Source organism: Nocardia sp. NBC_00416 (assembly GCF_036032445.1).
Lineage (GTDB): Bacteria > Actinomycetota > Actinomycetes > Mycobacteriales > Mycobacteriaceae > Nocardia.
In genome coordinates this window covers 5,496,423-5,508,780 of record NZ_CP107932.1, presented here as the reverse complement: position 1 = coordinate 5,508,780, position 12,358 = coordinate 5,496,423, and the positions used below count along the sequence as shown (strand labels likewise).

The window sequence follows — 12,358 nt, the reverse complement described above, 5'->3', positions numbered from 1 at the left end:
TCGAGCAGCGCCTCAGGCAGTGACCCGGCGCAGCGCGGCGAGCGGGTCGGCGTACAGAGCACTGAGCGAAGTCACCACGGCCGCGAACTCCTGAACCTTCGACGCGTAGCCGGTGACCCGGATATCGGTGGCCGGCAGCACGGTCGATTCGTTGAACGCGCGCGCCACATGCGCCAGACCGGGGCGGTAGGTCGTGAAAGCCTGCCCACCGAGCACCACCCGATCGGGGTTGAGCATATCCCGCACCAATGCCACGGTCCGGCCGAGAACGGTCGCCCGTTCCGCGAGCAACTCCCGCGCCGGTTCCGATCCACGCGCCGCCGCCCGGTAGAGATCACCGATATTCGAGCTGGCTTTCCCGTTGTGCGCAGGGATGATTCCGCGTCCGACGGCCCGCGAGTGCAGTCCGCGGTCACCGACGGTCGCTTCCAAGCAACCACGCCGGCCGCAGGAGCATTCGACCGTGGAGCCGGTGGGCAGATGCGCGATCGAACCCGGACCGTTGTTCGGGGTGTGCACCCGGCCGTCCAGGGTCACCGAGATGCCGGCGGTCTCACGGACGTAGAAGTAGAGGCTGCTGCCGTGCGCCGCACGGCCGTGGTTGTCCGCCGAATCCTGACTCACGGCGGGCAGTAACAGTTCCGAAGCGGCCATCGCCTCGACGTGCGGGGCCACCGTCACCGGCAGGCCGAGCACCTCGCTGAAGACCGCGCCCACCGGCGCCGTCTGCCAGCCCAGTTTCGGGTGGTCGACGATACCGGTGTTCGGATCGACCCGGCCGCCGATCGCGACCCCGACCCAGAGCGGAGTGCGCCGATACCAGCGCTGCAGAAACGATTTAGCGCTGTGCGCGACCGTTTTCACCGCGAACTCCTGGCCGGTCTGCGGGGTGGCGATGGTGAGGCCCCCCAGAATCCGGCCACGCAGATCGGACACCACGATCCGGGTGGACGCGGCGCCGATATGGACACCGAGCGTGCCGAAAGTATCGTGATCCACCTCGAACGGGACACGGGGACGGCCGACCGCGCCGGAGGCGGTCAGATCGGCTCGCTCCCGCAGCAAACCGGCGGTGAGCAGCGACGACACCTGACGGTTGACGGTGGCGATACTCAGTCCGGTGGCGCGTGCGGTCTTATCGCGGAATACCGGACCTGTAGTAGCGGCCCGCAGCACGGCCGCGGCGGGGTTATCCGATAAGCGCAGGTCAGGGGCTACTACCGGACGGGGAACTCGGGTACGGATTGCGGGAGCCTGCGACGCGGTGCGTTCGGCGGTGCGGACGGCCATATAAATTTCCTCGGTGAATATTTCCCGCAGAACGGGATATGCCTACACGTACTGAAACGAGGCGGCGAGTAGATCGGAATCGCTCAACCGCAGTGGCGGTGGCGACACAACTCGCGGGTGAGTGGCAGGCGCAGGCCCAGAGCGGCGGTCACGTAGGTGACCTTCCGCGAGTCGGCGCTGCTGGTAGACATAACAAATAAATTAACATCTCCCCTGGCACAACACCAAGGTTTCCGAAATCTTCGTCACCCGGGATCGGACGTTTCCCCAGCTCGGACCGGTCATTCCCGGCCGGACGCCACCGACAAGGGCCGCTGCACGGTCATTCTCGGACACGCGAGCATGTGGTAACGACGCACAGCTCGCCCAATGGCGAATTCGAGACACCGAGCCGATGAATTCCCCGCAACTCCACGGAGAATATCGAACCAATCGAATCCGCAATATTCTCCGCGATTCACCGGGAAATATTCTCCGTCGCTCGCCGGGGAATATTCCCCGCACCCGAGCGGACAATTGCGACCTGCCCTGTCCCGGCTGGGGCGTCCGAGGCCCTGTCGCCGAGACCCGGCCGGGACGCCGTGCCCCAGGAAGGGCGACCGAACACCCTGGTACACGCTCTTTTCCGCTGCTATGCTCCGAGCACTGGGTGGGGAGATCCAAGGGGGAGACGATGCCCGTACCAGATCTGGGACAGCAAGACGCCGTGCGTCTGTACGAGGCGGCACGAGCCGGCGAGTTCCATATGCCGGAAGATGCCGCACGCCGGCTCGCCACCTCGTGCGACCGGCTGGCCGAACGAATACGTCTGGCGCGGGCGAACGCCGCGTCGCTCATCGAGGTGCGCGGATTCCCGGATCTGGCCTCCGGCCGCGCATTGGCCCGCGGTTTCGGCGCGAAAGGACAGGAATACCTGGACGCCCTCAGCGCCTTCGAACAGACCGCGCTGCGGCACAAGGCCGCCTACCTCGCGGCCGCGTCACTTGTCGCCGAAGCCGATGCCGCCAACAGCGCCGCTCTCGCCCGAGCGGTGGCGGATCCGGCGTGAAATGCGGCAGTATATCGAAATACGCAGGGGTGCAGATCAATTGAAACCATGTGGTCCGCCGCGCCGATCCGGGCGCGCGGCGGATCGCACGACCAAGGGGGCCGACAGTGGCGCAGCAGGGGCAGCCGGATACCGCGGGTACCGGCGCGGATCCAGCGTATGTACGCGATCGTGAGGTTTTCGACGCCTACACCCATCAACAGATCTGGGACCGGGTGCACCAAGTCCTGGCACCGGCCGAACTGAGGCGCCTCGCCGATACCTGGGGTGCCACCGCGACGGCCGTGGAGTCGGCATTCGACGACTTCGCGCGGGATATCACCCGGTTCTCCGGCGACTGGTCGGGTCTGGCGGCCGCCGCGGCGGCTCGAGCAGTCGCCGCGTTCGTCGAGGCAGGCGACGATTCGGTCGCCGTCTCCCGCGTCGTCGAGCAGCTGATCGCGGCGGATTCCACTGCCGCCGAATCGGTTCGCGCGGCGATTCCGCCGCCGCCCGCGCCCTATCTGCCGGATCCGGATCCGGCGGTCGAGGCGGCCGAGGGCGCGCGGCGCCGCACGGCGTACAACACCACCGCGGCGGCGCTCACGGCCGATGCCCAGGACGCCATGGCCTTCAACTACAACCCCACGATCCCGGCCAGCGGCGACAATGTCCCGCGCTTCGCGGCCCCGGGCCCCGACAGCCCGGAGGATCGTTCCCGGCTCGGGGGTCCAGGTCGGAGGGCCGCCCCCGCGGCGCCGAATTCCGACGCGCCCCGGGTGGTAGAAGACCACGACCCGCCGGCGGCCGCCCCGGCCGGAAGCGAGGCGGGCGACCGGTCGTCCGTTTCCGACATCGGGCCGGAAGACCCGGACGGGGCCGCGAGCCGGGAGTTCGCCGATTCGGAACCCGCGCCCCCTGTCACCGCACCGGACACCGAAACCTACGCTCCGCAGCCGGATTCATCACCGGCTGATCCACCGGCCCCTGCCGCCGAGGAGACCACGGAACCTGTTACGAGCGAGCAACCCGTCGCCGCTGCAGATCCCCCCGCTGAGATATCCGGTACCGACGCCGCCTCCGACTCGTCGACCACCGACCCGTCCGCCACCGAACCAGCGGCCACCGGACCAGCGGCCGTTGGATCGCCCACGGTGGAACACCCGATCGGCAGCCCCGGCCTCACCGAGGCCCAGCCACGATCACAGCCCGCCGGACCCGTCGCCGGGGTCCCGCCGGGCACAGGCACAGGCACAGGCACAGGCACAGGCGGATCGTCTACCCCCTACCCAGAGGCGGCGGGTAGGTCGGGTCATCCCGCCGGGGCGCCCGGACCGAGCAGCACCTCCGGTGGGCCACTCGGCCCGAGTTCCCCCGCGGCTGCCTACCGGCCGGGTACCGCTTCCGTCTCACTCGCACCCGCTGCCCAGCCCTCCGCCGCCCCGAGCGGTTCCGAATCCCGTACCGCGACCGCCCCCGAACCATCCGGCCACACCGAGCCCGTGGCGCGGCCCCGCCCGCCCGGCAGCGCGGATCGCGAGCCGCTCGGCACCGCGAGTGCCGCACCGGACACCTCCCCTGCCGCCGAGCGGGCCGAGCATCCCGGCACCCGGTCGTTCCGGCCGGGTGCGCCGAGCCTGCCCGCCCCGCCGGCCGGCGGGGCCGTGCCGTCCCGGGGCCCCGATCGCGAACGTCCCAGCCCGGACTATCTACACGCCCCGAACGAGGAGCTGACCGCTACCCGCCCCGCGGTACCGCCGGTTCTCGGCGAGTACACCGAGGCCGAGCGGCCGGACAGAACCGGGCCGGGAGGCGGGACCCGCTGATGGAATGGGTGTTCACGCCGGACGAGTTCGGTCATATCTGGCAGGCCGAGACCGGGCTCGACCGGCGGCCCCACCCCATCGACCTCGCCCCGCGCGGCACCGTGCTCACCGAGAGCGCTCGGGCCGCATTGGAACTCGAGCACCGTTTTCCATCCAACGGCGATGCGGATCTCACCGGTACGCTGCGGTTCCTGGCCCGCACCGACGTGACCCGGGTGACGGTTTTCGGTGATGAGTTCGACGGGGAACAACGCCGCCCCGATCCGATCCTCGCGCTCGCCGTGGCCTTCGGGAACTGGGGTGCGGTGATCCGCGCGCACGCCGCCGAGATCAACGTCACCGCCTGCCACGCCCGGATCGTCGGCAAACATCTCGCGACCGCGCTCGGCCCGGCCCCGGCAGGTGCCCTTCCGGCTATGCGGGAACCGCGTGAGGCGGTGCTGTGCCCGCCCTCGCAGCCGTGGGAATCCGACGATGCGGTCGCCCGGGCACAGCGACTGCGCGAAATACTGCACCGGCCGATCGACGCTCGGGGTTTCCTCACGATCACCGTCGCTCCGGACGACCCCATGTCCCCGCCGCCCGTACACCGCACCTGGCTGGATTTCACCGGCGACGGCCGCTACCTGCTCACCGCCGGCAGTCACTTATCGCTCACACCCGTCGGCGAATCCGATATGGCCGCCGCCATCACCCGGATCGCGCGCATCCGCTGACCGCGCCCTCGAGGACGCATCGCGCGGCGGATCATTTCTTCTTGGCGGCTGCCTTCATCTGCTTTTTGAAGGCCCGCACCTCGAGCAATGTCTCTCCATCGACGATATCGGCCGCCGACCGCCGCGACCCCGGTTTCGCGTAGTCCCCGGCCGCCGCCTCCCACCCCGCAGGCCGGACCTCGAGTTGCTTACCGAGCAGCGCGAGGAAGATCCGCGCCTTCTGGTCCCCGTACCCCGGAAGCGCCTTCAACCGCGTCAGCACTTCTTTGCCGTCGGGGTCCCCGGCAGTCCAGATCGCGGGCACGTCCCCGTCGTAGTGTTCGATCACATAGCGCGCCAGATCCTGGATCCGCCGAGCCATCGACCGGCCGTACCGGTGGATGGCAGGCGGAGTAGCGGCCATTTCCTCGAACTCGGCCTGATCCGCGGTGGCGATCGCGTGGATATCCAGCCCGCCCATCCGGTCGGAGATCTTCTTGGGTCCGCGGAAGGCGTGCTCGAGTGGATACTGCTGGTCCAAGAGCATCCCGATCAGCAACGCCAGCGAACTGCGCGACAGCAGCTCATCCGCCTCGGGTTCCTGTGCCAGACACAACTCGGCCATACCGTGCTCCTCACTCTGGACTACCAGCGATGATCCCATGGGAACCCCCGCGTGCTCCGCCAGGCGTACCTCCGCGTTCGCTCCGGCCATGCGCTCCCTGCGTACCTCCGCGACCGCTCCCGCCATGCGCTCCCTGCGTACCTCCGCGTCCGCTCCGGCCATGCGCTCCCGCACCCGCGCACCACCGCGTTCCCTGCGGCGATGCGCACCCCGCGCACTCCGTGTCCGCCCTGGACGTGCGCAGTCAGTGGATGGGCTTCGCCCAGCTGCACCCATTAGGCTCGCCCCCATGCCACACACGGCGATACACCCACCCACCACACTGGATGGACACCGACCCATGGACAGTTTCGGGTTACGTCCCGACCGTTTCGATGCACAAGGCCGCGATCAGCTGGTCGATATCCGCGATCTACAGGCCACCCTTCCGGGCCTCACCAGGTTGCGCGAGTGGGGGCACGAGGCCCTCGCATTGCAACCGGGTGAGCACGCGGTGGACATCGGATCCGGTACCGGATCCGAAGTGATCGCGTTCGCGGACGCCGTCGGGCCCACCGGCTCGGCCGCCGGGGTGGAGCCCGACCCGAACCTGCTGGCCGCCGCCGAACAGCGCGCCGCCGAAGCGCGCTCATCGGCCACCTTCCACTCCGGCGACGCCTACGGCATACCGTTCGGGCCCGCGACCTTCGACGCGGTGCTCTGCGAACGCGTGTTCCAGCATCTGACCGCCCCCGAGCGGGCGGCCCGCGAGATCGCCCGGGTACTGCGCCCCGGCGGCCGGGCCGTCGTGATGGACGCCGACTGGGGTTCGGCGATCGTGCATCCCGGTGACCACCGGGTTGTCCGTGAGGTCGTCGACACCCTCATCTCGGCCACCACCAACCCCTATTCGGGTCGCCGGTTGCCGGGCCTGCTGACCAGGGCGGGGCTGGAACTGGAGAGCACCGGCTCACAGGCGCTGATCCAGGAGCACTCCGTCGGAGCCGGTGCGCTGGTCAGCCGGGTCTCCGCGATGGCGGTGGCCCGCCGGGTCATCACCGAGGCCGATCGCGCGAAACTTCTCGATGATCTGGCCGCGGGCGCGGCCGCGGGTGACATCCACCTCTCGGTGACCATGTTCGCCGTGCACGCCCGGAAGCCGGCCTGACCGCCGCCACCCGCCCGTAAGGATCTACTTCAGCAGTTTCTCGGTCGCTGCCAGCAGTACGCAGGTCGCCAGCCCGTCCATTGCCTGCTCCAGCTCCGGCAGCGCCGGGAAACTGGGGGCGATACGAATGTTCTTGTCCTCCGCGTCTTTCTTGTACGGGAAGGCCGAGCCCGCGGCGGTCAGCGCGATTCCGGCCGCCTTCGCCAATTCGATCACCCGCGCGGCCGTCCCCTCGAGCACATCGAGGCTGATGAAATAGCCGCCCTTCGGCTCGGTCCAGGACGCGACTTTCGAAGCGCCCAGCCGTTCCTCGAGGATGCGCAGGACCAGGGCGAACTTCGGCTCCAGGATGGCGCGATGCTTCTGCATATGCGTGCGCACCCCGGCGGCGTCGGTGAAGAACCGCAGGTGGCGCAGCTGGTTCACTTTGTCCGGGCCGATACTCTTCTTGCCCGCATGTCCCAGATACCAGTTCAGGTTCTCGGTGGAAGCGCCGAAGAAGCTCACTCCGGACCCGGCGAAGGTGATCTTGGAGGTGGAGGCGAAAACCAAGGGACGGTGCGGATTTCCCGCCTCGGCGGCCAGCGACAGCACATCCAGCACCGGCGCCGCGGTATCGGTGAGCGGATGCACGGCGTAGGCGTTGTCCCAGAACAACCGGAAATCGGGTGCGGCCGCGGGCATCGAAACCAGTTCGCGCACCACATCTTCGGAGAAGATCACACCGGTCGGGTTGGAATAGTTCGGCACCGCCCACAGACCCTTGATCTGCGGATCCTCGGCGATCAGTTCGGCGATGAACCGGGTATCGGGCCCGTTGTGCCGCATCGGCACGGTGATCATCTCGAAGCCCAGCGACTCGGTGATCGCGAAATGACGGTCGTATCCCGGACTCGGGCACAGGAATTTGACCGCCGGCTCATCCGCCCACCGGCGCGGCGAATCGGGCAACCCGAAGAGCGTGGCGAAGGCGATCGTGTCGTGCATCAACTCCAGGCTGGCGTTGTTGCCGGCGATCAGATTGTCGACGCCGATGCCGAGGAGTTCACCGAAAATGGCGCGCAACTCCGGAAGCCCGTGCAGCCCACCGTAATTACGGCAGTCGGTACCGGTGCCGTCCCGGAAGTCACCGTCGCCCGGCAGCGAGAGCAGCGCCGAGGACAGGGCGAGTTGTTCCGGCGAGGGCTTGCCTCGGGTCAGATCGAGAGTGAGCTGAGCAGCCTGCAGTGTCGCGTAGTTCGCGGACTGGAGTTCGTGCTCGGCCGTGAGTTCCTCGGGACTCATCAAACCGATCTGTGTCTGCCGGGGCATCGTAGACAGCCTTTCCAACTACCTGTGCGTGCGATTTCGGCGGCCGTTGTGTCCGGCCGCTCCGAGCCACGTTACCCGGGCGGCTGCCGCCGCCGGGAGGTGTTGGTGTTCTGCGCGAATCAGCGCCGTCCGGCAGCTGTGCGAGAGGACCGTTGCGCGGCTCGGGAACACCGACGCCGCACAGTCCGAGATAAGGGGACCCCGCGCACCCGGCAGAGCCCGTTGACCCTTGCTGCCTTCCGGCCCTGGGGGAGTTCACAGGATGCGCGCCGCGCGGGATCCGTCGGCCAGTGTAGCGGTTGCCGGCGACGGTGGGTCGGAGGGGGCCGCGCTCCTTCCCCAGGGCGCATACGTGACGACTCGGTGCTCGCTACCATTCTCCTGAGTCGGAGGGGATATGCCCTCACCACACGAGGGGATGGCGAGGATGACCAACGAGAATCCGCCGGAGCGCGAACGGGCGGAACAGACGAAGTGGTGGGAGACGCCGAGCGGCGGCACCCCGGAACCGGGTGCGGGGGGCACACCCGGGATCGACCCCACGATGGTGAACCCGAACGCCGCCCCACCGTTCCCGAGCGATCAGAACCAGCATCCAGCCGCACCGCAGTACGCAAGCGGACAGCAGCATCCCAGCGGCCAACAGCACCCGAGCGGCCAGCAGTACCCGAGCGGCCAGCAGCACCCGAGTGGGCAGCAGTACCCGAGCGATCAGCAGCTGTCCGGCGGACAGCAGCAATACCCCAGCGGACAGCAGCATCCCAGCGGGCAGCAGTACGCGAGCGCGCCGCCGCAGTATCCGGTTGCCGCCCCCGGCGGGCCGTCCTGGCCCGGACCGGGCGTCCCCGGCTATCCAGGGGCGCCCGGCTACCCCGGTGCCACCGCTCGGTCGAGGTCCAAGAACAAGACCGCCCTCATCGTCGTCGGCGTGGTCCTGTTCATCGTGCTCCTGATCTGCGGAGCCGGGGGGATAGCCCTGATGAACTCGGAGACCGAAGCCGAGGGATGGGAGGGCGACTACAGCATGGACTCGGTCGCCAACGCCTGTGACCTGGTCGACGCCACGGTCCTCGACCAATGGGCCGCGAGCCGCGACGAGACGACCCATCAGGAGAACGCGCCCGAGAGCTACGGCGGCGGGTCGCTGAACTGCAATATCAACAACGAGGGCACCGGCTCGAACAGTGCCCGGCTCAGCCTCGACGTGGCGTTCGAGAACAAGTACGGCTCGTACGGGTACGACGACTGGAAGAAATCCGACACCGCCACCACCGGTACCGACTACGATTCCGGCGCCGTCAGCGGGCTGGGCGAGGAAGCGTATTACTCGGCCCAGATCAACGACTACTCCTCGTTCCAGACCCTGGACTACACCGTTGCCGCCAAGGCCGACAATGTCTCGGTCAAGGTGACCGTGTACGTCAGCTACGACGGTGTCGTCGACCGGTCGACGGTGGATCGGATCTGCCGGGACCAGGTCCGCAAGGCCCTGGACGAACTGCACAAGTAGCGCTACACGCGGGTCGGCCCACGCCCGACCGCCCCATCGTCGGGCTCGTTCCGAGTCGTGAACGCGTAACCGTCGAGCCATTGAGCCCTCGCCCACGCTGGTGCGCGACAACCCGCCGACAATGTGTGCACACCTCGCACGCCCACTGGATCGACGAGGCGCTCGCCCGTGCACAATGCGCGACCGCACGGACATCGCATTCGTCGGGATGGCCAGATCCGCAGTCGGGGCCGCCCCGGTTCTGGAGCGACCGAGCAGGGAGCCCGCCGACCCACCGGCAGGAGTGGAAACCGGGAGACCATCCACACACCGCCTCCACCGAATGGTCGGTTCCTGTGGTCGGGGCCCGCCCCGGTTCTGGAGCGAAGGAGTGAAGGAGCGCAGCGACTGAGCGGAGGAGTGAAGACCCGGGGTTGATAGGACCCCGACCCCGCGCCGCCGCAGGCGGCGCCAATAAATACGCAAATCCGCCGGTAGAGATCTCTACCGGCGGATTCGACAGCGGAGGATGCGGGATTCGAACCCGCGAGGGCTGTTAACCCAACCCGCGTTCCAGGCGAGCGCCATAGGCCACTAGGCGAATCCTCCGCCGAGCAGCATACCTGCCACCCGGTCGCATCGTGAAAACGCCCGCTCATCCCCGGCGGCGGTACGGTCGGCGGGCCGCACGGACCGACCGAGGCGACCGCTGACATAGCATGAATCCCTTTACCCTGCAATATATCCAACGGTGCAGCGCTCTGAGCACCCAATTGTGACGGCCGTCGCGCCTGCCCGCCCCGACGGTGCCATGATGGGCGCCGTGGATCCCCAGGTGATCGAGATCGTTCAGAGTTCCCCGGCTTGGTGGCAGTCGTGGCTGCCGCTGCTCGGTGCGCTCGCCCTCGGTAGTGCGGCCGTGATCGCCGTACTGGCCAACAATCGGACGAACCGGAACGCGATCGTCGCCGCCGACGAGCGCGCCCAGCGCACCCTGGCCGCCGCGGCCCAGCAACAGAACGACAGCGCGAAACGCCAGGTCGACACCACCCGGTTGCAACTCGACGCCGCCCACCACCAGGTGGAATCCGCGCACGCGGTGGCACTCGGACAGGCCGGCGAGCACTGGCGCCGCGATACCGTGGTCGCCGCCGTAGCCGATTCACTGGGCATGTCCGGCCGGATCTGCCAGGCGCTGCGGCGTGACGAGGAATGGACCGACGAGCTCATCGGCGACCTGATCCACGATCTGGAAGACGGTTCGGACCGGGCGAATGTGCTGCGCCTGGTCGGCTCGGACCCGCATTACAAACAGTGGCGGCGGCTGGCCGATACCCTCTCCGACGCGTTGCTCTCCGCGCTCACCCTGCAGCGGAAGAAACTCCAGCAGGCCCCGGCCGAGGAGATCCGGGCGGCCCGCGACCACAAGACACAGTTACTGGGCGAGGTCCGGGCGGCTGAGCGCGATCTCATCGTCGCCACCCGCATCGAACTGGACATCGAACCCAACTGATCCGGTTCCGGCGGTCGCCGCCGAGGTTCAGCCGGCCCGGCCGCCGATTTCCCGCAGGGCTTCACGCAGGTGGCGGGCGTAGGTGTCGAGGTCGGGTACGACACCCGGATCGGCGTGCAGCGACAGCGTGACGGTCTCACCCAGCCCGTGGATCCCATGAGTGAGGTGCATCACCGCGCCGAGGGCGGGGAAGCCGCCGGTGAACCGAACCGGTTGCGCGCCGAAGGTCAGGTCGGCGGCGCCCCGGTTCACGCTGGACACCACGGTGTGGCCGGTGATCTTCGCCGGAACGGAGTCGATGGGATAGCCGCGCACATCGCGCCGCAGCAGTAGCGGCGGCAGGACCGCGGTCACCGCATCCTGCGCTTCGAGCAGCGGATGCCCGGCCCGTTCCCGCCGGACGGCCAGTTCCGCCGCGATGGCGGCGGCCCGCCGCGCCGGATCATCCTCCCCGATGGCCAGATCCACACCCAAGCTGCGGTAGTTGTTCTGGACTCCGGGCCGCGGCGGTACGGCCATCGGCACCTGGGCGCCCAGCCCGTCCGGCTCGGCACCGCGACCGGCCAGATATCGCTGCAAGGCCAACGAGATGGCGGTCAGGCCGACCGCGGTGACGCTGAGGCCGGGCCTCGCGAACTCCGCCGCCGGGCAGACCAGCATCCGCACCTGATGCCCGGCGACCTCCGCGGGCCCGTTGAGCGGGCCCGGTGGATAACCCGGCGGCGGTTCCGGGACCCGGCCGTTCGCGGTCAGCTCCGCCAGTTCGCTCCGCGCCCGTCCGGCGGCGAAACCGCGCCGTACGGTGCGCGCCATATCCAGCGGCAGGGTCAGTGCCCCGGATAGCGTGCGGCGCGTCGCCGACAGCCCTGCGGTGACCGCGGTCGCCTGGTCATCGCTCCTGGCGGATTCGTCGGCCGGGGATTCGGTGAACAGGGCCCGGGCAATTCGGGACGCCCCCCGGCCGTCGACAAGAGCGTGCGATATCTGCAGGACCGCCACCGTCACCCGCTGGTCGGGCGCCGGGCTGTCGCGGATGCCCCGGAAGATGTGCAGTCGCCAGGGACAGCGTTCGGCGTCGACCCCGGTGCCCAACAACTCCCCCAGGGCCACCAGTAGATCGGGCCACTGGGGGCGATCGAGTTCATGCGTCACGATTTGTTCGGGATCCGGTTCGCAGGGGACCCAGACGGGGTAGGCGAGACCGGTGGGGTCCGCGCGTAGGCGGACCCGCAACTCTGGAATTCCGGTGCGGCGTCGCGCGATCGCGTCGCGCAGTGCCGCGTCTTGCCAGCCGGATTCCGCGAAGCAGTAGAGCAGGAACTGGTCGTTGCGGGTGCGCCGCGAGAGCCAGTACATGGTCGCGTCCGGTGGTGCCAGCGAGATCACCGGCCGACCCTAACGCCGAGCGGGTCCGCATACGCAAAGGCCCCGGGCC

The 12,358-nt window shown here is 68.8% G+C and carries 10 protein-coding genes, 1 tRNA gene and 1 other RNA gene; 6 read left to right on the top strand and 6 right to left on the bottom strand.

Translation table 11 applies throughout. The features are described 5' to 3' along the window. Positions 1-12 precede the first annotated feature (12 nt). Positions 13-1,290: an ROK family protein gene (locus OG804_RS23735; protein WP_328390013.1), complete on the bottom strand. Its 1,278-nt coding sequence runs from the start codon at positions 1,288-1,290 to the stop codon at positions 13-15. Between the two features lie 673 nt (positions 1,291-1,963). Here OG804_RS23735 and OG804_RS23730 point away from each other — a divergent pair. From OG804_RS23730 to OG804_RS23720, 3 genes are all read left to right on the top strand, one after another. Further along, positions 1,964-2,338: a hypothetical protein gene (locus OG804_RS23730; protein WP_328390011.1), complete on the top strand. Its 375-nt coding sequence runs from the start codon at positions 1,964-1,966 to the stop codon at positions 2,336-2,338. Positions 2,339-2,445: 107 nt separating this feature from the next. Then, positions 2,446-4,143, top strand: coding sequence for a hypothetical protein (locus OG804_RS23725; protein WP_328390009.1), 1,698 nt, complete (start codon positions 2,446-2,448; stop codon positions 4,141-4,143). Then, a complete protein-coding gene (locus OG804_RS23720; RefSeq protein WP_328390007.1) occupies positions 4,143-4,859 on the top strand; it encodes an ESX secretion-associated protein EspG in 717 nt (238 codons plus the stop codon). The genes OG804_RS23725 and OG804_RS23720 overlap by 1 nt, the downstream gene beginning before the upstream one ends. A 31-nt stretch (positions 4,860-4,890) precedes the next feature. Here OG804_RS23720 and OG804_RS23715 read toward each other — a convergent pair whose 3' ends face one another. After that, positions 4,891-5,463, bottom strand: a complete 573-nt coding sequence (locus OG804_RS23715; RefSeq protein WP_328398671.1) for an HhH-GPD-type base excision DNA repair protein — start codon at positions 5,461-5,463, stop codon at positions 4,891-4,893. Positions 5,464-5,803: 340 nt separating this feature from the next. Here OG804_RS23715 and OG804_RS23710 point away from each other — a divergent pair, with 340 nt between their 5' ends. Continuing rightward, a complete protein-coding gene (locus OG804_RS23710) occupies positions 5,804-6,610 on the top strand; it encodes a methyltransferase domain-containing protein (protein WP_328390005.1) in 807 nt (268 codons plus the stop codon). A 24-nt stretch (positions 6,611-6,634) separates the two neighbouring features. Here the strand turns inward: OG804_RS23710 and OG804_RS23705 are convergent, their stop codons facing one another. Both OG804_RS23705 and ffs read right to left on the bottom strand, forming a co-directional pair. After that, positions 6,635-7,921, bottom strand: coding sequence for an aminotransferase class I/II-fold pyridoxal phosphate-dependent enzyme (locus OG804_RS23705; protein WP_328390003.1), 1,287 nt, complete (start codon positions 7,919-7,921; stop codon positions 6,635-6,637). Positions 7,922-8,111: 190 nt separating this feature from the next. Further along, positions 8,112-8,206, bottom strand: an RNA gene (gene ffs, locus OG804_RS23700) — signal recognition particle sRNA small type. Positions 8,207-8,348: 142 nt separating this feature from the next. Between ffs and OG804_RS23695 the strand changes: the two genes are divergently transcribed. Then, the gene (locus tag OG804_RS23695; RefSeq protein WP_328390001.1) at positions 8,349-9,431 is read left to right on the top strand and encodes a hypothetical protein; all 1,083 of its coding nucleotides are present in this window, start codon (positions 8,349-8,351) and stop codon (positions 9,429-9,431) included. A gap of 502 nt (positions 9,432-9,933) precedes the next feature. Here OG804_RS23695 and OG804_RS23690 read toward each other — a convergent pair. Beyond that, positions 9,934-10,019: transfer RNA gene (locus OG804_RS23690), tRNA-Ser, on the bottom strand. A gap of 166 nt (positions 10,020-10,185) precedes the next feature. Between OG804_RS23690 and OG804_RS23685 the strand changes: the two genes are divergently transcribed. Next, the gene (locus OG804_RS23685) at positions 10,186-10,923 is read left to right on the top strand and encodes a hypothetical protein (RefSeq protein WP_328389999.1); all 738 of its coding nucleotides are present in this window, start codon (positions 10,186-10,188) and stop codon (positions 10,921-10,923) included. Between the two features lie 27 nt (positions 10,924-10,950). Here the strand turns inward: OG804_RS23685 and OG804_RS23680 are convergent, their stop codons facing one another. Then, entirely contained in the window at positions 10,951-12,309 is a 1,359-nt protein-coding gene (locus OG804_RS23680; protein WP_328389997.1) for a wax ester/triacylglycerol synthase domain-containing protein, read from the bottom strand. Positions 12,310-12,358: the final 49 nt, after the last annotated feature.

Excerpts from the sequence above, each read along its gene's own strand:
- OG804_RS23735 (WP_328390013.1), bottom strand. The coding sequence starts at position 1,290 with ATGGCCGTCCGCACCGCCGAACGCACCGCGTCGCAGGCTCCCGCAATC.
- OG804_RS23730 (WP_328390011.1), top strand. The coding sequence starts at position 1,964 with ATGCCCGTACCAGATCTGGGACAGCAAGACGCCGTGCGTCTGTACGAG.
- OG804_RS23720 (WP_328390007.1), top strand. The coding sequence starts at position 4,143 with ATGGAATGGGTGTTCACGCCGGACGAGTTCGGTCATATCTGGCAGGCC.
- OG804_RS23715 (WP_328398671.1), bottom strand. The coding sequence starts at position 5,463 with ATGGCCGAGTTGTGTCTGGCACAGGAACCCGAGGCGGATGAGCTGCTG.
- OG804_RS23710 (WP_328390005.1), top strand. The coding sequence starts at position 5,804 with ATGGACAGTTTCGGGTTACGTCCCGACCGTTTCGATGCACAAGGCCGC.
- OG804_RS23705 (WP_328390003.1), bottom strand. The coding sequence starts at position 7,921 with ATGCCCCGGCAGACACAGATCGGTTTGATGAGTCCCGAGGAACTCACG.
- OG804_RS23695 (WP_328390001.1), top strand. The coding sequence starts at position 8,349 with ATGACCAACGAGAATCCGCCGGAGCGCGAACGGGCGGAACAGACGAAG.